Annotated in this window: 22 protein-coding genes and 3 pseudogenes; 18 read left to right on the top strand and 7 right to left on the bottom strand. The window is 52.6% G+C overall.

The features are described 5' to 3' along the window. The first annotated feature begins 183 nt into the window (after nucleotides 1-183). The 6 genes from HKD32_RS14905 (at nucleotide 184) to HKD32_RS14880 (ending at nucleotide 3,620) form a co-directional block, all read left to right on the top strand. Complete coding sequence (locus HKD32_RS14905) at nucleotides 184-1,095, top strand: 3'-5' exonuclease (protein ID WP_194258392.1); 912 nt, start codon at nucleotides 184-186, stop codon at nucleotides 1,093-1,095. 66 nt (nucleotides 1,096-1,161) lie between these two features. Beyond that, a complete protein-coding gene (locus HKD32_RS14900) occupies nucleotides 1,162-1,557 on the top strand; it encodes a hypothetical protein (protein ID WP_194258391.1) in 396 nt (131 codons plus the stop codon). Nucleotides 1,558-1,582: 25 nt separating this feature from the next. Continuing rightward, nucleotides 1,583-2,335 carry a metallophosphoesterase gene (locus HKD32_RS14895; protein WP_194258390.1) on the top strand — a complete coding sequence of 251 codons (753 nt, stop codon included), beginning with the start codon at nucleotides 1,583-1,585 and terminating at the stop codon, nucleotides 2,333-2,335. 63 nt (nucleotides 2,336-2,398) lie between these two features. Beyond that, on the top strand, nucleotides 2,399-2,560 hold the full coding sequence (locus tag HKD32_RS14890) for a hypothetical protein (RefSeq protein WP_194258389.1): 162 nt from the start codon (nucleotides 2,399-2,401) through the stop codon (nucleotides 2,558-2,560). Nucleotides 2,561-2,991: 431 nt separating this feature from the next. Beyond that, nucleotides 2,992-3,237 (top strand): type II toxin-antitoxin system Phd/YefM family antitoxin, encoded by a 246-nt coding sequence (locus HKD32_RS14885; protein WP_194258388.1) that lies wholly within the window; start codon nucleotides 2,992-2,994, stop codon nucleotides 3,235-3,237. Next, nucleotides 3,234-3,620, top strand: coding sequence for a type II toxin-antitoxin system VapC family toxin (locus HKD32_RS14880; protein WP_194258387.1), 387 nt, complete (start codon nucleotides 3,234-3,236; stop codon nucleotides 3,618-3,620). The genes HKD32_RS14885 and HKD32_RS14880 overlap by 4 nt, the downstream gene beginning before the upstream one ends. Before the next feature lie 50 nt (nucleotides 3,621-3,670). On the opposite strand, the gene HKD32_RS14875 is transcribed toward HKD32_RS14880, so the two are convergent. Then, complete coding sequence (locus tag HKD32_RS14875; RefSeq protein WP_194258386.1) at nucleotides 3,671-4,030, bottom strand: hypothetical protein; 360 nt, start codon at nucleotides 4,028-4,030, stop codon at nucleotides 3,671-3,673. Nucleotides 4,031-4,117: 87 nt separating this feature from the next. After that, nucleotides 4,118-4,330: a helix-turn-helix domain-containing protein gene (locus HKD32_RS14870; protein ID WP_415505009.1), complete on the bottom strand. Its 213-nt coding sequence runs from the start codon at nucleotides 4,328-4,330 to the stop codon at nucleotides 4,118-4,120. Nucleotides 4,331-4,433: 103 nt separating this feature from the next. Between HKD32_RS14870 and HKD32_RS14865 the strand changes: the two genes are divergently transcribed. The 3 genes from HKD32_RS14865 to HKD32_RS14855 all read left to right on the top strand — a co-directional run bounded on the left by HKD32_RS14865 (nucleotide 4,434) and on the right by HKD32_RS14855 (nucleotide 7,450). Further along, complete coding sequence (locus HKD32_RS14865) at nucleotides 4,434-4,634, top strand: hypothetical protein (RefSeq protein ID WP_194258385.1); 201 nt, start codon at nucleotides 4,434-4,436, stop codon at nucleotides 4,632-4,634. A gap of 449 nt (nucleotides 4,635-5,083) precedes the next feature. Further along, complete coding sequence (locus HKD32_RS14860) at nucleotides 5,084-6,247, top strand: hypothetical protein (protein ID WP_194258384.1); 1,164 nt, start codon at nucleotides 5,084-5,086, stop codon at nucleotides 6,245-6,247. Nucleotides 6,248-6,355: 108 nt separating this feature from the next. After that, nucleotides 6,356-7,450, top strand: coding sequence for a Fic family protein (locus HKD32_RS14855; protein ID WP_194258383.1), 1,095 nt, complete (start codon nucleotides 6,356-6,358; stop codon nucleotides 7,448-7,450). A 205-nt stretch (nucleotides 7,451-7,655) separates the two neighbouring features. Here the strand turns inward: HKD32_RS14855 and mdoH are convergent, their stop codons facing one another. Genes mdoH through HKD32_RS14840 form a run of 3 tightly spaced genes read right to left on the bottom strand, consistent with a single transcriptional unit; the run spans nucleotide 7,656 to nucleotide 12,172 of the window. After that, entirely contained in the window at nucleotides 7,656-9,962 is a 2,307-nt protein-coding gene (gene mdoH / locus HKD32_RS14850; protein ID WP_194258382.1) for a glucans biosynthesis glucosyltransferase MdoH, read from the bottom strand. A gap of 10 nt (nucleotides 9,963-9,972) precedes the next feature. After that, nucleotides 9,973-11,112: a polysaccharide biosynthesis/export family protein gene (locus tag HKD32_RS14845; RefSeq protein WP_194258381.1), complete on the bottom strand. Its 1,140-nt coding sequence runs from the start codon at nucleotides 11,110-11,112 to the stop codon at nucleotides 9,973-9,975. Between the two features lie 49 nt (nucleotides 11,113-11,161). Continuing rightward, the gene (locus HKD32_RS14840; RefSeq protein ID WP_194258380.1) at nucleotides 11,162-12,172 is read right to left on the bottom strand and encodes a hypothetical protein; all 1,011 of its coding nucleotides are present in this window, start codon (nucleotides 12,170-12,172) and stop codon (nucleotides 11,162-11,164) included. A gap of 466 nt (nucleotides 12,173-12,638) precedes the next feature. On the opposite strand from HKD32_RS14840, the pseudogene HKD32_RS14835 reads away from it, so the two are divergent. Next, nucleotides 12,639-12,773 (top strand): annotated as a pseudogene (locus tag HKD32_RS14835) (recombinase family protein); the annotation flags it as partial. 167 nt (nucleotides 12,774-12,940) lie between these two features. Further along, nucleotides 12,941-13,207: pseudogene (locus tag HKD32_RS14830) on the top strand (IS5/IS1182 family transposase); the annotation flags it as partial. 269 nt (nucleotides 13,208-13,476) lie between these two features. On the opposite strand, the pseudogene HKD32_RS14825 reads toward HKD32_RS14830, so the two are convergent. Further along, nucleotides 13,477-13,745 (bottom strand): annotated as a pseudogene (locus tag HKD32_RS14825) (transposase); the annotation flags it as partial. Between the two features lie 172 nt (nucleotides 13,746-13,917). Beyond that, a complete protein-coding gene (locus tag HKD32_RS14820; protein WP_235678171.1) occupies nucleotides 13,918-14,778 on the bottom strand; it encodes an Abi family protein in 861 nt (286 codons plus the stop codon). 561 nt (nucleotides 14,779-15,339) lie between these two features. Here HKD32_RS14820 and HKD32_RS14815 point away from each other — a divergent pair. The 7 genes from HKD32_RS14815 (at nucleotide 15,340) to HKD32_RS14785 (ending at nucleotide 19,482) form a co-directional block, all read left to right on the top strand. Further along, nucleotides 15,340-16,029 carry a DUF6530 family protein gene (locus HKD32_RS14815; protein WP_194258378.1) on the top strand — a complete coding sequence of 230 codons (690 nt, stop codon included), beginning with the start codon at nucleotides 15,340-15,342 and terminating at the stop codon, nucleotides 16,027-16,029. Between the two features lie 11 nt (nucleotides 16,030-16,040). Continuing rightward, complete coding sequence (locus HKD32_RS14810) at nucleotides 16,041-16,313, top strand: hypothetical protein (protein WP_040133476.1); 273 nt, start codon at nucleotides 16,041-16,043, stop codon at nucleotides 16,311-16,313. Nucleotides 16,314-16,519: 206 nt separating this feature from the next. Then, entirely contained in the window at nucleotides 16,520-16,807 is a 288-nt protein-coding gene (locus HKD32_RS14805; RefSeq protein WP_194258377.1) for a WGR domain-containing protein, read from the top strand. Nucleotides 16,808-16,935: 128 nt separating this feature from the next. Continuing rightward, on the top strand, nucleotides 16,936-17,517 hold the full coding sequence (locus HKD32_RS14800; RefSeq protein ID WP_194258393.1) for a tyrosine-type recombinase/integrase: 582 nt from the start codon (nucleotides 16,936-16,938) through the stop codon (nucleotides 17,515-17,517). A 76-nt stretch (nucleotides 17,518-17,593) separates the two neighbouring features. Continuing rightward, on the top strand, nucleotides 17,594-18,253 hold the full coding sequence (locus HKD32_RS14795; RefSeq protein WP_194258376.1) for an AAA family ATPase: 660 nt from the start codon (nucleotides 17,594-17,596) through the stop codon (nucleotides 18,251-18,253). 10 nt (nucleotides 18,254-18,263) lie between these two features. Beyond that, entirely contained in the window at nucleotides 18,264-18,536 is a 273-nt protein-coding gene (locus HKD32_RS14790; RefSeq protein ID WP_010505781.1) for a ribbon-helix-helix domain-containing protein, read from the top strand. A gap of 34 nt (nucleotides 18,537-18,570) precedes the next feature. Beyond that, entirely contained in the window at nucleotides 18,571-19,482 is a 912-nt protein-coding gene (locus HKD32_RS14785; protein WP_081107019.1) for a replication initiator protein A, read from the top strand. Nucleotides 19,483-19,645 lie beyond the last annotated feature (163 nt).

Here is a 19,645-nt window from a genome sequence, read left to right as displayed (position 1 = left end):
CCTGTGAAAATTCCGTCTTTTAGGAACCAAACTCCGTCTTTTAGGAACCCCTTTCCGTCTTTTAGGAACCAAACTCCGTCTTTTAGGAACCGTCTTTCTCCGCAAGAGATTGAAAAAAAACAATAAAATCGAACTTTTTTTTCCTAAAACTATTTAAAACATTTAAAACTACTTGAAACCCAAATGCCTGTGGATAACTTTCCTCCTCCTGACCGTGCTTTAGAAGCTCTGGCTGATCGCCTGGAGGCCTCGGAAGATTACCGGGTGCTCAGACGCCTGAGTCCTTCCGTTCTGGGCCGTAAACCCGAGGGCAGGGGACTGCGGACCGGTCTGTTCGTCGATCTGGAGACCACCGGCCTTGATCCCCGTCAGGACGAAATCATCGAAATCGGTATGGTCCCGTTCATCTACCGCATCGATGGCCTTCTCATTGGAACCCTGCCAGCCTTCAGCCGACTGCGGGAACCTGCCATTCCCGTGCCTGCCTTTGTTCAGGATCTGACAGGACTGACACCAGAACGACTGGCTGGACAGACCGTCTCGCCCGACGAGGTGACGGCATTCGCCCCGGATGCCAGTCTGGTGATTGCTCATAACGCAACGTTTGATCGTCCTTTTCTCGAACGTTTCTGTCCGGCCTTTGTGAACAAACCCTGGGCCTGCTCTCTGGAAGACGTTCCTTGGGATCAGGCAGGCTTTGAAGGACGCAAACTGGGGCATCTGGGTCTCCAGGCCGGATTTTTCTTCGACGGGCATCGCGCCGTGGATGACTGTCAGGCTGCCATTGCCCTTCTGGGCCACACAGGCTTCCCGGAGAACCGCTCTGCCCTATCTCTCCTGCTGGAACGGGCCAGGACGGTCTGGACGCGTCTGTGGGCCGAATATGCGCCCTTTGAGCTCAAGGATACGCTCAAGGCTCGTGGCTACCGTTGGAACGATGGTTCTGACGGCCGACCCAAAGCCTGGTTCATCGACAGACCGCCTGAAGAGGTTGAAGAGGAGGTTCGCTTTCTTCGCTCTGACATCTATCAACGGGACGTCGATATTACAGTTCGTCTTGTCGAAGCTGCAGACCGCTTTACCAGCCGGGTCTGAGGCGGTCCTTGTCCGAAGCATGGCAGAGTGTCACTCTGATCTCTTTCACAAACAGGGAGTCTCCTGATGTCGATCCGGTTCCGTACGTCGTCTGCCATGCTTCTGGCCGGCATGACCCTGTCTTCTGCCGCTCTGGCGGCTGAGACCTCTGAGAAACCCTGTGAAACCGATCTGTGCCGCAGCGTCCGGCAATCCTGGACCACCGTGCGTCAGGATGCCTCTGATGCTACCCGCTGGACCAAAAAGGAAAGCGTCAAAGGATGGGATGCCACAAAGGACGGCACAACCAAAGCCGCACACTGGACCGGCCGGGAAAGTGAAAAAGGCTGGAAGGCTACAAAAGCCGGAACGAAGGACGCGGCGCATGACACTGCCGCCTGGACCAGAAAAGCAGCCCATGATGTGAGCCAGTGGGGAACGGACAAGACGCCTGACACGGCTAAAACCGGACAGGATCAGTAGTCCTGGACCAATCCGGTTCAGGGTTATGACCCGCCTGTGGGTTTTGTCTGATCTCCATCTTGAGGCTGTACCGTTTCCGGATGGCTATGATCCGATCCGCCCGGAGTTCGATGTGTTGGTGGCGGCAGGTGATCTCTGGCGGGGCGAACCAGAAAAAGCCGTGGCAACGCTCAACCGTCTGGCGGGTGGCCGTCCGGCTGTGTTCGTCGCCGGTAACCATGAAGCCTGGGGGATGACCCCGGACCAGGCGCAGAAGCGTCTGAGACAGGCGACAGCCGGAACAACAGTCCACCTCCTGGACGGAACAGAGGTCGTGCTGGCCGGGATCCGGTTCACAGGCCTCACCCTCTGGGCGGATGGGGCTCTGGCTCCTGTCCCAGTGGATCCGCACCAGACAACAGGGGAAGGGGTTCTGCGGCCTTCTGGTGAGGGCTGTATCACGCATGGGGATGAAGCGACCCTGCATCATGCTCACCGTGCCCGGCTTGAGCAGTGTCTGTCAGAGACGTCGTCCGGGCTGCCGGTCGTGGTGGTCACCCATCATGCACCTCTGGCAGCGTGTCTGCCGGAAAGCCTGCGCCGTCAGTCAGGAGCCGGGCTGTTCGCTTCTGATCTGTCCGGCCTGATGGAGCGCTTCCGGATTGCTTTGTGGATCCATGGTCATATCCATACCCGGCAGGAGCACCGTCATGCCAGTGGGACCCGGGTCCTTGCAAACCCGGCCGGCCCGCTGTTCTCGGTTCCGGGATTTGACGACGCACTCGTTGTCGAGATTTGAACAAACCCTTATTCAGACGGTGAAAACAGGTCGTGAGTCCTGACTTGAAGAAGGAAGAGTGTTATGGATCCGCTGATGCAGGGACTGCTTGTCATGCTCCTCCCTGCTGCTGGGCTGACCATCGGTCTGGGTCTGGTCACTGGACCAGTCATGACCAGACTGGCGCAATATCGCGTCATGTCTTTGAAAGGCACTCAGCAGACAGATCCTTCAAACTCTCTCTAGAAGCCGTGGCCCAGAATAGGAAAGTGAGCAGCTGACACGCGCAAATGTTGTCAGGATGATTGCTCTGCTACAGAGACCATCCTGTATGTTTGACGGCTTCTGTGGATGTTCAGTGTCTTCCTCGTGTCCAATTTGGACACAGGGAAGACGTTGCTGCCCTCCTGATAGCCTTCACTATTCCGAGAGTGCGGTTCTCAGAATGAGACCGCTTCGTGGCCTCTTCGAAGCGGGTTCGAGGCCATTGTGAGGCCTATACGAGGCAGTAGCGAGGCAACTCCGAGGCGTTCAAACGGGTCTCTTCATAGACCATTGCACCGTTCGTGCAGAACGGTGCAGGAGCCGAGAGAGCGTTGTGCTTTGAGGCGCCGCCGCCTTGATAAACTAAACTCAAAAAACTAAGTTGGTCTGGTGCGAAGAAGAAAGGTTCTGTCATGCGGACGGTCAATATTCACGAAGCCAAGACCCATCTGTCCCGGTTGCTTGAGGCCGCCATGAAGGGCGAAAGCTTCATCATTGCCAAAGCCGGTCGGCCCATGGTGCGTGTCAGTCCGATTACTGCGCCCGAAGAGACACAGAAGCGCCGTCTGGGGTTTCTGTCCGGACAGATCCGGGTTCCGGAGGACTTTGATCGCATGGGCCAGGACGATGTCATCTCTCTGTTCGACGGTCCGGCATGAAGCTGCTTCTGGACACCCATCTTTTGCTCTGGGCTGCCGGAGAACCTGATAAGCTGTCAGCACGGGCGAGAACCCTGATGGAAGATCCGGACAATGTTCTGGTCTTCAGTGCGGCCAGTCTCTGGGAGATCACCATCAAGACCGGGCTGGGACGGGCAGACTTCCAGATCGATCCCCATCTGCTACGACGCGGTCTGATTGAAAACGGCTATGAAGAACTGCCTATCACCGGTCAGCATGCCCTGGCGGTCGGGCAGCTTCCTGATGTCCATCGGGATCCCTTTGATCGCATCCTCGTGGCCCAGGCGACAGTAGAGGGGCTTCTGCTGTTGACCCATGATCCGCTTGTACAGGCCTATCCCGGGCCTATCGAAGCAGTCTGAACAATATCTGACATCTCTTGCTGATGTTTCTCAGACTGCCTCTTCATCCGTTACTTTTTCACTGCCTCTGACGTCGGTTCATTCAGCGACCAGCAGCGTGATGTCGGGACGTTCTGATCTGTTCCCGGCGTCGGGGCCGTCAGAACGCAGAGCACGGTCTGCTTTTGCCGGAACAACGTGAAAAGGGCTCCTGAGCCGCCATAATCCGCTGTAGTCGTAATCCGGTAGCCTTTGGTCAACAGGCTCGCCAGAGAGTCCGGGACTGGCTTCAACGTTGTTGGAACGGCCAAAGGGCTATAGGGCGATTTAACTCCTGACTGAGGCAGCCAGTCTCCTGTATTCCGGGCAAAGCCTGAAGCTGGTAAAAGAAGAAGCGTCAGGGTCATGAAAATCAGCGACAGTTGTTTCATGATGATGTCTTCTGTTCAGATCCAGAGCAGCCTGCGGGTCTCCATCAACGCGCGCAGTTTCTCACGTTTGCTTTCCGGCAGGAATGTTCAGTCAAGGCTGAATGGCTTCAGGAACTCTACAGGCGTCGTTTCAAGCGCCTGCGCCAGTTCATACAGTGTCACGACTGTCGGGTTGCGGTGACCCCGCTCCAGACCGCTCAGATACTGCTGGCTGAACCCGGAGCGTTCTTCCACCTGCTCCTGTGTCAGACCTTTCTCCTGCCTGAGACGGGCAAAATTCTTCCCGACAAGTCGTTTCATGTCCATGCAGGGACCGTGACGACTTACACACTATAAGTTTATCAACTATAATATGTAATTATTTATTCCCCCGCATTTCCTCTCTCTTGCCAGGAAGGTATCCATGCCGCAGCCGCGCCAGAAAACCGTCAATCTCAATGTAAAAGTCACTGAGACAACCATCCGGGCGTTGAGCCGGACAGCCGCTCTTCGGGACATAACCCAGAAAGAGGTGCTGATGCGCGCCCTGCTGAAAGCCGGGATTGAAATTGATCCTCACGATCTCGGAGAAAAGCGCACGGTTCCCTGGCACGAACGCCCCTGACCGAGAGCTTTTCCTCTCTCCTGCCTGTTCTGGCTGGCGGTTTGATGTGTCTGCTGAGGAGAGAGCGTAGAGGCTCAGGACATCCCCTAGTGTCCTGAGCCTTGGGGCAAGCGGTTGGGGCCGCTCTGAAGTCACCCGCTGAGTAGTTGTCTGTAGGCTAAGGGTGGGGAGATTGTCTTTTTCGCGAGGCATCTCTCCATCCGTTTTCCAGTATGAAAATTTCTCTGGCCCAGGGTCAAGTCAGATGTGCGGAAGGCACGTTTCTCTCATTCGCATGAGGAACTTCCTATTATAAAGTTGCGAAACTCATTTTTTATCGGGAATTTCTAATTTATATGATGTTGCGAAATCGTGAGTTATCATGTCTTATCGAACATATTCGACCGTTTCCATGAGTTTTCGAGATGCCGTTGAAAACTGCGGTTTCAGGGATTGAGTGAAGGTGAGAGATGCAGATCCCGGTGCACAAGACATCCGTCATGCAGGCCCTTCAGAGTGCCGTGGCCCGTGGGTATGTCTGGCATGTCTCGGGAGTTGTCGCGGCCGAGAAATTTCTGGCGCTCGAAGAGAAATTTGCAGAGCGCTATGACACAGGACTGTCCCGCTGGCAGCGGTGCCGTCAGCGCAGGCAGGGCGCGACCGGTGTACGTTTCTTTGCCTATCCTGAACAGGGAACGACGCGTTTCCTATGGTGGCTTCTGTTTACCGAGGGCGAGAATGCGGCCTTTCAGCAGGAGCATGGACGCCGGAAGGTTTCAGAGAGAAAAGGTCGGCTGTGCTGGGGAACGGAGTTCGAGCTGGTGCAGCTTCCGACCCCGAACGGGAAAGTGTCTTGGTCCTGGCGGATGACCAGAGAGCGTGTGCAGGCGTGGCAGGAAGAGATCCAGGCTGCGATCCGGACGACACGGGATGACGATGCCATCAAGGCTGTCATGGCGCGTCTGGTGCGGCTTCCGGGGTTCAAGGGGGTGCGGCAGCAGGTTTTTGAACTGCATCGTTTTGCAAAAGATGACTGGGGGCGGATCAGACGGAAGGCAAAGTCCTGGGAGCCACCGGCACGCCCGGGTTACGTGCGCTTCCGGTCTGATGAGACCATTCCTGCGGCGCAGGTCGTGCAGCGGTTGCTTATGGGGAAAGCTTCTTTCGGGAAAGAGCCTGCTATTTCGGCACCGAATCCCTCTGAGGGAGAAACAATGGCCGTTGTGAAAGCAGGTCGTGAGCCAGGTTTATCCATACCCCGTGGACGGGATGCCTGTCGGGTGCTGCTGATCCGGGAAGTGGAACAGATCCGGACATTCATCACGGAACGCTGGTCGTATGAATCGATCCGTCTCTGGTTTCTGGATCGTTATGGAGAGGCGTTCGATATTCCGCTGCCAGCCTTTCGGGAGCGGGTCCGGCGGGCTCTTCAAGTGAAAGCCGCACCTGTTTTGAAAGAGGTATCCAGAGCCACCATCCAGCCTGTTCCGGTCGTTGAGCAGGCAAAAGAGAAAGAGAGTGAGCCGGTCAAAGAACACCGCCTGAGCTGGGAGGAAAGGCGAACAGGGCGCTTTCCTGGAAGCGGGACGAACGTTGTTCATCGTAAGAAGCCAAACCGGGATGAGCTTTATTGAATACAGGGAAAATGCTCTGCGCCCTAGCATGTTAAAGGAACCGGATTTCTTTGACGGATTATCCCAACGTGTTAGAAAAAACGCATATCGCTACCACGTCAGGATGTGATGTTAACGCCAACCTACTCTATTCGGCCCTTGCCGCCTCAGACGGAGATAGAAACGGTTCCGGTTCTCAAGGCGCTGGTTGAGGCCAACCGGGCTTTGGCAGAACTGAAGGGGCGGGCGGCAACTATTCCCAATCAGGGGATCCTGATCGATACGCTGGCTTTGCAGGAAGCCAAGGCGTCCTCGGAAATCGAGAATATCGTCACCACCCAGGATGAACTTTTCCAGGCGGATCTGTTTCCTGAGGGACCGGACTCAGTGGCGGCCAAGGAAGTCGCCCTCTATCGTGATGCCTTACATCTGGGGTTTCGGCAGCTGAAAGAAACCGATGGCCTGATCCTGAACAAGGGGCTGATCGCGATTTTCCAGAGGCTCAAGAAGCGGGAGGATGGGTTTCGAAACACACCAGGAACGGCCCTGAAGAACGAGCGCACGGGGGAAATAGTCTTTGTGCCGCCGCAGGATGGACGAGAGATTATCGGGCATATGTCGGATCTGGAGCGGTTTGTGAATGATGACGAGCTTTGTGATCTGGATCCGCTCATCAAGATGGCCCTGATCCACCATCAGTTTGAGAGCATTCACCCGTTCCCGGATGGAAATGGTCGGGTCGGGCGGATCCTGAACGTGTTGTATCTGACTAGGACCGGCCTTCTGGATATCCCGATCCTCTACCTGTCGCGCTACATTACACGGCATAAGGATGAGTATTATCGCCTGTTGCAGACGGTGCGGGATGAAGGGGCATGGGAGGCGTGGATCCTCTACATACTGCGTGCCGTGGCCGAGACATCCAGGATCACCCTGGAGCTGATTGAGGGCATGCGGGCGCAGATGGCCACCATGAAACAGCGGATGCGCACAGAGCTGCCCAAAATTTACAGCCAGGAGCTGCTGAACAACTTGTTCCGACACCCTTACACGAAAATCGAGTATGTCCAGGTGGATCTGAACATCGCGCGTCAGACGGCAGGGAAGTATCTCGACCAGCTTTCAGAGAAAGGTTTGCTGTCCAAGCACCGTTCAGGGCGGAGCAATTATTATATCAACGCACCTCTGGTCCGCCTCTTCCTGGAGGTGTCAGGTGGCGCATGAAATGTATGATCTGTTTTTCGAACGTATGGAATTTTGCGCATGAATCCCGTTGAGCGTGAAGAAGCTGTTTCCCGGATTGCCGAGGCATCTTTTAATCTCAGGGAATTTCCTTATCGAGTTCCTGCGGTTGTTTCATAGCGCCATTCCTCCAATAAAAACCGAAAAAAAATGGAATCATAGTTTACGCCTCAATACCAAGAGGTTTTTAGAAGACTCTAGATTGGTAATTGATAGTATTTATCCAAGAAATCTGGTGCAGAGCATCAATGCAGTCAGTATCTCCTAGTGCGAGCATGAATTCCGAAATAGATAATTGTTCGGAATTATGGATTTTTTTTAGAACAGCTTTAGATACCAGTGGTCTGTATCGCGTTCTGGCTCTCTGCTTGATGTAGAAAAGTTGGTCCAGAAGCGCGTAACGTACACAGTCTTGAAGTTTTTCCGGGTCAGGAATGGTGGAAACCAAGTGCGTATTCCAATGTTCCATATCGGTGATTTCCTGAGGAACAATCACTTCTTCAGGAATCATGAACCATCCGGCTTTCTTCAGGAACGGAAAAGTACGGCTGGTCACACGGGCGATAAGAACACTTGCCCCCAGTCCGGCCAGAATTGGGAAAAACCAGATAAACATGCTTTCCGGCCGTAGCCAGTGGCCCGATGCAACGGAAAGCAGCGCAATAGCCTGTGCCGGAACTTTCTGGAGCTGATAGAACAGGATGGCTGTGGCGATAATGCCAACACCACTTGTCCAGCCGAAATGCCTGAAACAGATGGTCCATGGGAGGGCCTCATCATCGCGTTGCTGGGTGCCCCATGAAATACTTTTCCGTTTGACCCAGAACCAGACAAACCGGGTGATGAACGCCATCATCAACGGAGCGAAGAAGAAGGAGAATACTGTTTCGGCCAGCGTGGAAAGCACTAGTTTGTGCTTGCCGCCAAATAGGTAGGATTTTTCCCGTTTGATATTCAGGCAGATTGCCAGAATACGTGGTGAGAACAGGAAGACGACAGAGGCTGCCAGCATCATGATGGACGGCACTTCAATCTGCGCAATCGTGCCTTCTGCAAGGCGGCCGGTTTGCAGATAAGACACCATGGATGTCGCAGAAATAATCAGAAAGGCCGCCCAGAGGGGAGCTGACATGTAGCCCATAAAACCACTCAGGAAGTTTTCCCGATGCAGCGGCTTAAGACCCTCAAGGAACAAAAAGCGAGCATGTTGCAGGTTGCCCTGCATCCAGCGCCGCTCGCGGATCAGGAAGCCAAGAATATTGGCTGGTATTTCCTCATAGCTTCCGCCCATATCAGGCAGAAACCAGACTTCATACCCAGCGCGGGCCATAAGGGCGGCTTCAATAATATCATGACTGAGTGGCTTGCCGCCCCACGGGGTTTTGCCGGGCAGGTCAGGCAGAATGCAATGGTCAATAAAGGCCTGCATGCGGATGAGCGCATTGTGGCCGATATAGCTGGCATGGCCCATGTACATAGCTTGCAGGCTGTAGGAGAAGGCAGATCCGTAAAGTCTTCCCGCAAACTGCTGCATCCGGCCAAAAAAGCTTTCCCGCAAAATGGGGGTCGGGTTTGTTTGCAGAATGCCCAGCCGGTGGTTGCCTTCCATCATGCGCAGGAGCTGATGAATGGTGTTCCCCTTCATGAGGCTGTCTGCATCCATGACCAGCATGTACTCGTACGCCTTGCCCCAGCGGCGGCAAAAATCGATGACATTCCCGAGCTTGGCGTGATCGTTGGATGTTCTCCACCGATAATGGAACAGGATGTCCGGACAGGCTGCCTGTGCCTGATTCAGCGCTGCCAGTTCTGCAATTCTGTAGCCCGGCTTTCTGCTGTCCGAGAGGAGGAAAAATTCATAATGCTGTGTGTGCTCTGGCGCATACCGGCAAATGGATTGCGCCGTTGCAATCATCCCCGCCACAACGCGTGCCGGGTCCTCATGGTACACAGGGAAGAGAACGGCAACCCGTGCATCTGACCGTGGTTCTGTTGCACTATGAGCAGGATGCCAGGGGTTCCCTGACGGCCCGCGTAAAGCGTGCCATGACCCGATTGCAAGTTTTGCAAAAGTCGCAATCATGAAATAGCTCATGATGCTGTATAAAAGCAGATAAGCTGTCTTGAGTAAGGGTGTGATATGCTCAGCCGTCAGCGTGGCATCGGCAAGCAGTGTCAGGGACACGGTCAGAAAAAGGGTGGTAATTAGAGACACTCGTCTCCGCCGTTCAACAACGGCGGGCCATAGCGGCTCTTCCCCTACTGGCTGCCCATCTTCCTGTAGTCTGGAAAATCGCCTTTTGAGAGCGGTCTTCCAGGATGTTTCCATAAAGGGCGTGCCAATGGAGGTACGCCGGGGCAGGGGTGTTGTATCCTCCGGGGCATGTGCATCAAGCCATTCGTGCAGTTCATCCCACGAGGTGATGCGCTGCGCGACGTGTTTGGCTTGAGATGCGTCTAGCCCCGCAAGTGTCAGATACGGCGCGAAATCCATGAAGAATATCTTATCTGGCGATTGTCGCAGGAAGAGCCATCTGGAAGATCGTGTTCAGAACACGAGAGATTGGTACGATGGGGGATTCCGCAACGTAGACAATATCCTGATCTCTGACCGGGAAACGCTGTGCCGCAATCAGCCCGTTGCCATCCTTCCAAGAGAAAATATAGAGCAGAGGCTTCTGATTATCCGGCTGCTGCCTGAAGACAAAAATACGCGTGCTGTTCGCGGCGTTCGGGTTGAGCCCCTGTGCTCCGGCAATGGTTGCTGCCAGACTCTGCGGTTTTGAAAAACCATAGAGCCCATCACGCGAGACACCGCCACCAATAACCGTAACCTGCACGGCCGGTTCACGACGCATGATGATTTTATCCGCAGGGCGCAACGGAATATCACGGTTCAGAGCATCAGGAACGGGAAGGTCAACTTCCTCTCCCTGACGGATAATGGCGACGCTGATTGCGTTTGTGCTGGTATCCAACGCGCTGTTTTCGCTCAGAGTTGTCGTGCCGTTGCCGAGCGTGAGAGTAATGGCGCGGGCAAGTGTAATGCCACCCGGGTTCCAGGAGAGGACTTTCGGCTCCCCTGTGGACCCGGTGACAATAATACCGTTCTGGCTGGCAGAGCTGTTAATTGTCACGTCTGGTGCGTGAACAATGCCAAGCTGTGCGTACCGGTGGGCAATAATATCCCGCGCCGCATTGGGGGTATGATGCGCAATGGCAATGCGGCCAGCATAGGGCAGAGTGATTGTACCTGCCGTATCAATCTGGAAGGTACCAAGCTTTGTGGCCTGCGGTCCTGGCGTAGTGGGGGCTGTCTGAACAGTGCTGGCACCGTCAGCAAAGCTCCACAGAGCGACATCGACGGTATCGCCAGGTTGCAGCGTGTAGTCTCGTACAGGAGGCGCATTGGCAAGTTTTGCCAGTGCGTCAGTCAGTTTTCTCTGTTCTTCCGCCTGCAACTGCCGTGTCATGCTCAGGGCCAGTTCCGGCGTGACGGGAATGATTTCCACGCCCTTGGTATCTTCCATCTCTCCAGCCAGCGGGCCTGCATTTGGAAGAGAACAGCCCTGCAGGAGGGCGGTGCTTCCAAGGCAAAGAGCAAGAGTGCCTGCAATTTTCAGGCGAGCCCATGATGTGGTCATTGAATATCAGGTCCGTGCGAATGAAATCAGAAAGAAAAGAGAGCGGCTTTTAAGCGAGCAGCGCGCGCAGGATCAGACTGATAACGAGAACAAGAAGAATCCATTTCAGGCGCTGAGGACCTGATGGAGCATGAGGCTCTGAAGGATGACTCACTGTTTTCAGGTAGTAGTGGTTTTGTGCGGACTTGATCCGGGCTTCCTGTAGCGCAGTTTCTGCGGCAACCATCAGCTTGCTGTCGGTTTCCCGTTTCAGGTCCAGCGTTTCATATTCAATAGCAACCGGGAAGATGGCCTGAGATGCCGTGCGCGCATCAGCGCTTGCATTTTCAATCACGCTCATCTGCGTCTTGAGAGAAGACGCAGAAGGATTGCCCGGTGCGTTTCTGACAATCGATTGATACTGGCTGTTCAGTTCAATGTGCTTTGTCGTGAGTTGCACAGCCTGATCCGCCAGGGAGGTATAGTCAGAAACAGGGCTTAAATAGCCATGCTGAGACCGCCATTGTGAAATGGCGTGTTCATCTTCAGCCAGCTGCTTTTGCAGGCGTTCTGATTCTTGTGTGGCGGATGAAATGAAATCGTTATCTTCCTCTTCATTCAGGTGATTAAGGTGGGTGATGCCATCCTGAATGAGGGTCTGAGAGATTTCATAAGCGTCTTTTGAATTCCAACCTTTGACATTCACCTGCGTGATGCCGGTCTGTTCATCAATCGTGATGCCAACCATGCTTTGGTAATAGTGCCACAGAGCAATATCATCCGTGCGCCAGAAGCTGGAAAGACCACCAGCACGTGCGACAAAATCGCCGTGTTTGTAGGTTTCAGCGATATGGAATTTCGTATCGATGGACTTAAATTCGTCCCATGACAAAAGACGATTTTTAAGGATCCATGCCCCTGACGTGGAGGCGCCGGCATTCCCGGCCAAAAGGGATGTCAGGCTGTCAGAATCTTTGTTGGGATTGGTGACAATGACAATGGTGTCTGACTGAAAAACAGGAGAGGCAATAAGCCCCCAATACGTCATAGCAATAAAATTTGGAACAGCAACAACCGTCAAGAAAAGCGGAGACCGCAGAAATTTCCAGCGATTTGACTTCGTTGTGCTAGAGTTTGGAATGGATACCGGGAGAATATGCTGCAAATTAGATGTTTTTTCGGATGTAGTATCTATTTTTACAGAGGAGTAAGTCATCGCGATTCAATTCAATTGGGAAATAGAGGCAGGATGCGGCAATTAATGCACGTAATCACACTAGCTGAGTGGATTATTCTTCCGGGTCGGGAGGATCAAGCTGGTAGCACGGTCACGGCCAAGCAACGGGCGGATGAGTGTTGTTTCTTCGCTATTCTCTGCACTGTTACCGCCACCCTATCTACGCTATGCCCTAAATTAATTTAGGTGCCTTGATATCCATGAGAAATATAAAGTCAAGATTTGTTACGGCTATATTATAGTCAAATTGGGACAGACCGGAGCCACGGTGTATCAAGGGCTACATGGTGGTTTTTCCGGGAGGGTTCAAATGGGACAGCGCGCGGTCATCTATTGCCAGGTTTCCACGGACGATCAGTCCTGCGTGCGCCAGAAGGACGAGCTGAAGCGGTTTGCTGAACGTGCGGGCTATGAAGTGCTGGGTGTTTCCGTGGAGACCGGCTCTAGGGCCTGTTAGGCCTTGAATAACTGAACGGACTGCATAGTTGCTTATGATGAGCATGACGCAGTCTGTTTTTTCTGGATCAGGCCTGGTCCATCTGGGAGCCTTTAATCGAAGATGTCCGTCCGAAGGGGAAGACCCCACCGAAGAACCTTCGACGGACGATATCCTTCATGGACAAAGAGGGTTTCGTCTCGAAGGTTTACAGGAAAAAGCCGCACCTCAAACCCATGCCCCGCCATATCCAGCAATCCAATGCAGGCAAGTCCGTGATCTGATCACTCGTTGATCATGTCTTTGCAGATCAGAAATCACAGACCGGACTATTCATCCGAACTGTCGGTATCATACGGGCCACCATGAGGATCGGGCTGGCCAATATCGTCTACAATATACGACGGTTCCTCTTTCTGGAACGGATCAGTGCTACAGCGTAGCAATCCAGAGCAGGAAGCTTTCTCTCTGCTCAAAACGCAGATCGGATGCCATCGCAGAAACCATCAATCAGTACGCCAAAAATCGAAAAATACGAGCCAGCCTTACCAAACAAGGGTTCTTCGAACCTGCCATGTCGATGAGCAACCCGAAATTGGTGCGTTACGATCGCTTTGGGTGCCTGCGTCCCTACTTGTTGCGTGAACCTCAATGTGGGCAGTTCTATAGGTGTGCACCCTAAGCGTACGTAAAATACACTTTCGTGTCTTCATCCTAAAAAGCGCATGAAAGAGAGGCAGCCATTGATCAGATACTCTGTCCGCTCATCGGAGAGATTATTTAGTGTCTGGATTACCAGGATTTGCACCGGATCAAACGGCGTACGCCCGCCTATTACTGCCGTCTGATAGGCCAGAATCTGCTCCAGGTCAGAGCGGAACATTTCAAAATCCACAGTCCGGGAAAGGCTTCGAGTTGATCACGAAGCCCGCTCAATCGAGCAAGCCGCGCTTCAACATCAAAGAAACCCGGCTGCCTCATGATCCATATCCCCAAGCAACGCACGGGAAATGGAATTACACAGAGCGGGTCAGCGCCAAAGAGTTTTTCGCTCCCTCCAGGCGCATAACACCCACTAGCACCGCGATACGTTCGAATACAGAACAATACCAGAAGCCTTCTGCTTCTGATGTCGTCTCTATCGAGATACGTGTTAAGCCCAGATCGGGAGTGTATTCCATCCCGTGAGAAAACCGCCCTGGCCCGCATTCGCAAGGGGCATGTGCGGGAATGCGAGCCAGTGCTCTCGCATCCGGCCGCTCCATGATGTCTGCGCACTCAGTTTTTTGACGAGATAGCTTGCGACAGTGGCTGCACCGTATACACGGGTTCGTTGTATGGGTGCTGTGCCAATATGCACCACAGTTGCCGCTTCGAATGGTTTGGGGACCGCAGGCTGATTGACCATACCCGTGTTCCAGAGGCGAGAGTGGTGCGCGCTGATATTGCGTACAAAGGCGAGACACCTAATCCAGCTTACAAACGTATCGGGAAGCAATCCATACTGCTTGGCGATCGCAAAACGATCATTCGGGTGTGCCATTTCCAGAAGCCAAGAGAGGGTACCAAAATCCCATGTTTCAACAGCCATCCAAATCGGTAGGTCTGAGCTGTATGTATTGAAAAAGTCGGCCACCCACTCTTCCTGTGACCGGCGGATGGCGTTGTCGGCTTTGTCCAGCCAAACGTCATGACGCGGTCGCCCGGAGTTTTTGAGAGGGATTGTTGCGCGACGACTATCGAGAAACTGGACCGAACGGTGTGCCCACGGGTCGCGCTTGCCGAGCGTGTGTGCGAGATCCACCCGCAATGCCACTTCGATCCGTTCGATCGCATCGAGGAACAGGAGGCGAAGCTGCTTATCGAATAGGTAGAGATCGACCGCATGACGGAACTCGGCGCTAGCCTGGAATTGCGGACTGCGAATGGTCTTGGAAGGATCTGTGGGATCGGGCACAAGCTGCTGGAACGTTTCCAGATAGGGGGAGAGCCGACCGTAACCTATTCTGCGCAAATGATCGGTTGCTTTCGCCTGGTCGGTAACTCCTAAGCCCCGTTGTATCAGGAGAGCGACTTGATCGGCGAAACTAAGATGGAGCTTGATATAAGGCGGAAGCATTTGCCTGAAAAAAGAAGGCCGTCCCTTGATATCCTGAGCTTGCGCTCAGAAACAACAGCGGGGACGGCCATGTTAAGTCGATTTCTATGCTCATACATGGCGAGAGTCAACAATAAAGAAAAATTCCGCTGAAGCCATATTTTCTGACGTAGCCTCCTGGGGGGGGCGAGGCGATGAGATTCTGTTCGAAAACGTACGCTAAGAAATCGCATGCTAGGAAAAATAGCGGAAGGCAGCCATCTTTCCGGCTGTGTGTCACTTTAACGAGCGTTTATGTGGCTGCTGTCAGATACTTCGAAAACAGTTGAATTCCGGTCACATAATCCGTCTCGAAATCAACGTCTCACATACGGTATCGCTTACCGTACGTTTTCGACCATCCTCTCACCGGCTCCCGGCCTGGCAGAGTTGGATGATCGTCGTGTGAGTAGCGGGTGGCTTAATTGAAAGCAGGATATGACAGCTGATGGCACAAAATATTCCGGGGCCAGCACGTCCCCCCCCAACCGCACGAATTCTCTGCCCTGCCTGATCGTCATATTCGTCAACGATAAGAAGCTCATCAGGGGTGCTGTGGGTTTCGGAAGCAGTTATGGTCTGAAAAGACTTTACATCCACAAAAACATATTTATAAAATGTTTTTATAAAAGAACTTTATGGATAAGGATTATGAATCCACTTATTGCCCCAACCAGCGAGACAACGCCAACGTTACTCAACTCTCCACCTCCGACCCATCTTAAGCATCGCTGCCTCTATCTCCTGCCTTATGAAGGCTTTGATGGTCGGTATAGTAATCATACAGACTGCAAGTATTTGGGAGTTGGTATAGCTCAGTATAGGGAAGGAGAAGATACGCCTATATCTGTAAAATCGTGGCGTAAACCTGAAGATAAATGGAGCCGTCAGAGCGAAGAGCTTCCAACTCATCGTAATATTGATATGACTATTCTTCAGGCTCTCGTCATGCAACATGACTGGCCTGATACTGTGGCTGTTCCGGCAAAAACATTTATTCATCAGAACGAAGAGATTGTTTTGCGTCGGCTTGAGCCGGTCAACAGTCAGTGCCGCCAAGAGCGGGAAGCTACCCTTGAACGCTTAAAGGTACTCAAGGCCCTATTGAACACTATGCCCAATATCTAAAGGAATTAATCATGCATCCTTCTAAAGTTCTCAGCCCTAAGTCCCATATTGCCCCTTCGTCTTTAAAGGTTTTCTATATTCACCCAGACGGCTGGTGGTCATTAGCTCGAATGCACTACGATGGAGAAGAACGTATTGGCATTCGTTGGAATGGCGAGATCGATAATCCTTCTGATCTGGGTCACCCCGTTTCCACGGGCCATGCCACCTGGTTCTTGCTGCCCACCGAACTGGGAGAACCTGTTGCACAGTTGGCAACTCTCTTCAGCAAAAGCCGGGAATAAAAAACTCTTTTTCGGTGCATATCACCAGCAGGATGTTACACTATTACCTATAGTGTAACATCCTGCTCCTTCCGGTCCCATGCCTGAGCACACTGCTCCTTCCCGTCCCGCTCTCACGATCAGCGAAAAATCGCCGAAAACCCGTATCCCTAGAGAAAAAGCCCCTGACGGTCCGGATCCGGACTTGTTACACTTTTCGGGATCTGATGCCCAAAGCTCCGCAAACGGCCCCGCCCCGCCAGTTCAGCCTCTTCCCTGAAAGCGCCCGTCTGCAGCGGATCGACCCGGCGACCAACTGCTGGCGGTTCTACCGTCTGACCCTGCAGGATGATCTCTTCGGCGGCACTGTCCTTGTCCGGTCCTGGGGGCGTCTGGGGACCACCGGTCAGGAGCGGCGGGAGCGTTTCGGCGATCCGGTTGCCGCTCAGAAAGAGCTGGTCCGTTGGGTGCAGGTGAAGCAGCGTCGGGGTTATCGAGAGGACATGGACGGATGACAGCAAGCGATGTGACGGTGAAAACGAGGGCGCTGCCCTCGCGCTCCCGGCAGGAGCCTCAGGCTCCTGCACCTCGGGGATTTGACAGGAAGGGTCCGTCTGGCGGCGGCGTGGCGCCGCAGGCGGGGATGCAGCTGTTTGATCCTTCGGGGGCGCGGAAATATCTGACCGTTTCCGAGCGCACCGCTTTCCTGAAAGTGGCCGAGCGGGCACCGCGCGATGTCCGCACCCTTGCCATGACCCTGGCCTGGTCGGGATGCCGCCTGTCCGAGGCTCTGGCCCTGACCGCCGACCGGGTGGATCTGGCCGGCGGCGTGCTGGTGTTTGAAAGTCTGAAGAAGCGTCAGGACGGGATTTACCGGGCCGTGCCCGTCCCCCCTGCCCTGCTCGAAGCCCTGGATTTGGTGCATGGTGTCCGTGAAGCGCGGACACGTCGGGACCGGGGTTACTCCCTGCGTCTGTGGCCGGTAGCCCGCATGACCGGCTGGCGGATGGTGCACCGGGTCATGGCCGAGGCCGGTCTGTCTGGCCCCGCGGCCTCCCCCAAGGGCCTGCGGCATGCCTTTGGCGTGGCGGCCGTTTCCACCGGCATTCCGCTCAATCTCGTGCAGAAATGGCTCGGCCATGCCCAGCTCTCTACCACTGCCATCTATGCCAACGCCTCCGGCGACGAGGAGCAGACTATTGCCAGGAAAATGTGGTCAATCTAAAACATATTTTTAGAAACCATTTTGAATGTCTATAAAATGTTCTTTTAATATTAAAAGAACATTAAAGGAAGGTCTTATGATTCTCACTGTTGGCAATACGAAAGGCGGCGTAGGGAAAACCACCCTTGCAGTTCAAATCGCTATTTTCAGAGCGCTTCAAGGACGAGATGTCTGGTTGATCGATGGAGATCGTCAAGGAACAGCAGCCTCGGCGATTTCCATTCGCACAGAAGCAAATCAAAAGCCTGGAATTGCCTGCGCACAATATTCAGACGGTCCTACTCTACGAGGACAAATTCAACAGCAGAAGAACAAATGGGATGATATCATTATAGATGCAGGAGGCAGAGATTCTACAGCTCTACGCGCCTCATTAATTTTATCAGATGTTTTATTAGTTCCATTCGCCCCACGCTCATACGATGTATGGGCTCTCGATGATATGGCTAAGCTAGTTGATGAGGCACGCAGCGTCCGAGACGGCTTAAACTGCTTTGCTGTTATGAACCAAGCAGATCCGGGATTATATTCATCGGATAATTCAGAAGCAGCATCTGCTGTGTCAGAAGTGAAGCAGTTTCGATATTTAGATATGCCTATCCGCCGCCGAAAAGCATTCAGTAACGCTAGTGGGGCAGGATTATGTGTTTCAGAGATGCCCGTAAAAGACGTAAAGGCGTGTAAAGAGCTTTCAAAATTAGTTGAATACGTTTTTAATATTAAAAACGAATCATAAGGATATTGTTATGGCTATCTTAAAAAGACCCCAGAGACCTACGCCTCCTTCGGTAGAGGACGCATTCATTGCAGGTGCACCGGACGGTGGGATTTTCACACACTCAACTCCAGAAGCATACAACAAGGGCATACCTAAAGGACATAAGCGACAAATCAGTCTGACGATTGCCCCAGAACTACTGAAGCGCGTTGACGAAATTGCTAAAAGAACCGGGCAGGCCCGTGCAGGAATTATAAATATGGCTATTTATAGAGCCTTAGAAGGAGATGTTTTTAAATGATATTAATATCTAATTAGAATGGAAAGAATATTTTATGGATATTAAAAAAGATCCTTCTAGCAAAACTTTTCGTTCTGCTCCCTCTGCCCAAGAGCAAGGGGATTTTTTTGTTCCCGGATTATACGATCTTGCGACAAAAGATAACCGTGGTGTTATGGATGTCGCAGTATTTCGTCTATCTAAAAAAGACAAACGCGCAAATGATGTAATGATACATCATCTCCCTGATGGTTATGTACGTATAACTAGTGGCCCTGATGGCATGGCGTCTATTTGGGACTATGATATAATTTTGATGGGTATTTCATACTTAACCGAAGCAATGAACAAATATCGGTCTGGACTAGGAGAGAAGCCTGGGCGCATTTTTTCTCCTCAGGTATCAGATATATTAAAATTTTGTCGCCAATCTGATGGCGGTAGGCAATATGAAGCAGTTGAATCAGCTTTGCGGCGCCTTAAACAAACTTCTCTTGAAATAGTCCGTGGCGAAAAGAAAACTAGGGGTGGCCGTACAATCCGAGAAACTACAGGATCTGGTTTAATAAACGATTACAAGACCATATCATATGCAGATACTGGGCGTGTAATGGCTGTAGAGATAGAGCTTCCTAACTGGCTATATTCGGCAGTAGTAGAGTCAGAAAATCCTGAAGTTCTTACCGTCCATCCAGATTATTTCCTTTTAAAACCTGGTCTCGGAAGATTTTTGTATAGATTGGCAAGAGTGGCAGCTGGGAAAAATGAAGCTAAATGGTCATTCCGGTTAATTTATGAACGTAGTGGTAGCCAAGGAACTTTTAAAAGATGTTCATACGAACTTAGAGAGTTTGTTAAACGGAACGACTTGCCTGAATATGATCTTTACGAAGAAAGTGGGCGAGAGGGACCGCTTTTAATCATGAGGTACCGTTCAGAGAAGCAGCATTCTTCTTTGGGTTCCTAATAGACGGAGAAGCAGCAGCTTTAAGGCGGGAAACCTTAATCTGCCCCGCTCTCCTGTGAAAATTCCGTCTTTTAGGAACCAAACTCCGTCTTTTAGGAACCCCTTTCCGTCTTTTAGGAACCAAACTCCGTCTTTTAGGAACCGTCTTTCTCCGCAAGAGATT

The organism is Gluconobacter japonicus, from assembly GCF_015244665.1.
GTDB classification, from domain to species: Bacteria; Pseudomonadota; Alphaproteobacteria; order Acetobacterales; family Acetobacteraceae; genus Gluconobacter; species Gluconobacter japonicus.
Note: the sequence above shows the minus strand (reverse complement) of the source record. Positions and strands in the feature narration are given on the sequence as shown.

Bases quoted from the DNA above. Each gene is read 5' to 3' on its own strand.
- HKD32_RS14905 (WP_194258392.1), top strand. From the start codon at position 184: ATGCCTGTGGATAACTTTCCTCCTCCTGACCGTGCTTTAGAAGCTCTG.
- HKD32_RS14900 (WP_194258391.1), top strand. From the start codon at position 1,162: ATGTCGATCCGGTTCCGTACGTCGTCTGCCATGCTTCTGGCCGGCATG.
- HKD32_RS14895 (WP_194258390.1), top strand. From the start codon at position 1,583: ATGACCCGCCTGTGGGTTTTGTCTGATCTCCATCTTGAGGCTGTACCG.
- HKD32_RS14890 (WP_194258389.1), top strand. From the start codon at position 2,399: ATGGATCCGCTGATGCAGGGACTGCTTGTCATGCTCCTCCCTGCTGCT.
- HKD32_RS14885 (WP_194258388.1), top strand. From the start codon at position 2,992: ATGCGGACGGTCAATATTCACGAAGCCAAGACCCATCTGTCCCGGTTG.
- HKD32_RS14880 (WP_194258387.1), top strand. From the start codon at position 3,234: ATGAAGCTGCTTCTGGACACCCATCTTTTGCTCTGGGCTGCCGGAGAA.
- HKD32_RS14875 (WP_194258386.1), bottom strand. From the start codon at position 4,030: ATGAAACAACTGTCGCTGATTTTCATGACCCTGACGCTTCTTCTTTTA.
- HKD32_RS14870 (WP_415505009.1), bottom strand. From the start codon at position 4,330: ATGAAACGACTTGTCGGGAAGAATTTTGCCCGTCTCAGGCAGGAGAAA.
- HKD32_RS14865 (WP_194258385.1), top strand. From the start codon at position 4,434: ATGCCGCAGCCGCGCCAGAAAACCGTCAATCTCAATGTAAAAGTCACT.
- HKD32_RS14860 (WP_194258384.1), top strand. From the start codon at position 5,084: ATGCAGATCCCGGTGCACAAGACATCCGTCATGCAGGCCCTTCAGAGT.
- HKD32_RS14855 (WP_194258383.1), top strand. From the start codon at position 6,356: ATGTTAACGCCAACCTACTCTATTCGGCCCTTGCCGCCTCAGACGGAG.
- mdoH (WP_194258382.1), bottom strand. From the start codon at position 9,962: ATGGATTTCGCGCCGTATCTGACACTTGCGGGGCTAGACGCATCTCAA.
- HKD32_RS14845 (WP_194258381.1), bottom strand. From the start codon at position 11,112: ATGACCACATCATGGGCTCGCCTGAAAATTGCAGGCACTCTTGCTCTT.
- HKD32_RS14815 (WP_194258378.1), top strand. From the start codon at position 15,340: ATGACAGCTGATGGCACAAAATATTCCGGGGCCAGCACGTCCCCCCCC.
- HKD32_RS14810 (WP_040133476.1), top strand. From the start codon at position 16,041: ATGCATCCTTCTAAAGTTCTCAGCCCTAAGTCCCATATTGCCCCTTCG.
- HKD32_RS14805 (WP_194258377.1), top strand. From the start codon at position 16,520: ATGCCCAAAGCTCCGCAAACGGCCCCGCCCCGCCAGTTCAGCCTCTTC.
- HKD32_RS14800 (WP_194258393.1), top strand. From the start codon at position 16,936: ATGCAGCTGTTTGATCCTTCGGGGGCGCGGAAATATCTGACCGTTTCC.
- HKD32_RS14795 (WP_194258376.1), top strand. From the start codon at position 17,594: ATGATTCTCACTGTTGGCAATACGAAAGGCGGCGTAGGGAAAACCACC.
- HKD32_RS14790 (WP_010505781.1), top strand. From the start codon at position 18,264: ATGGCTATCTTAAAAAGACCCCAGAGACCTACGCCTCCTTCGGTAGAG.
- HKD32_RS14785 (WP_081107019.1), top strand. From the start codon at position 18,571: ATGGATATTAAAAAAGATCCTTCTAGCAAAACTTTTCGTTCTGCTCCC.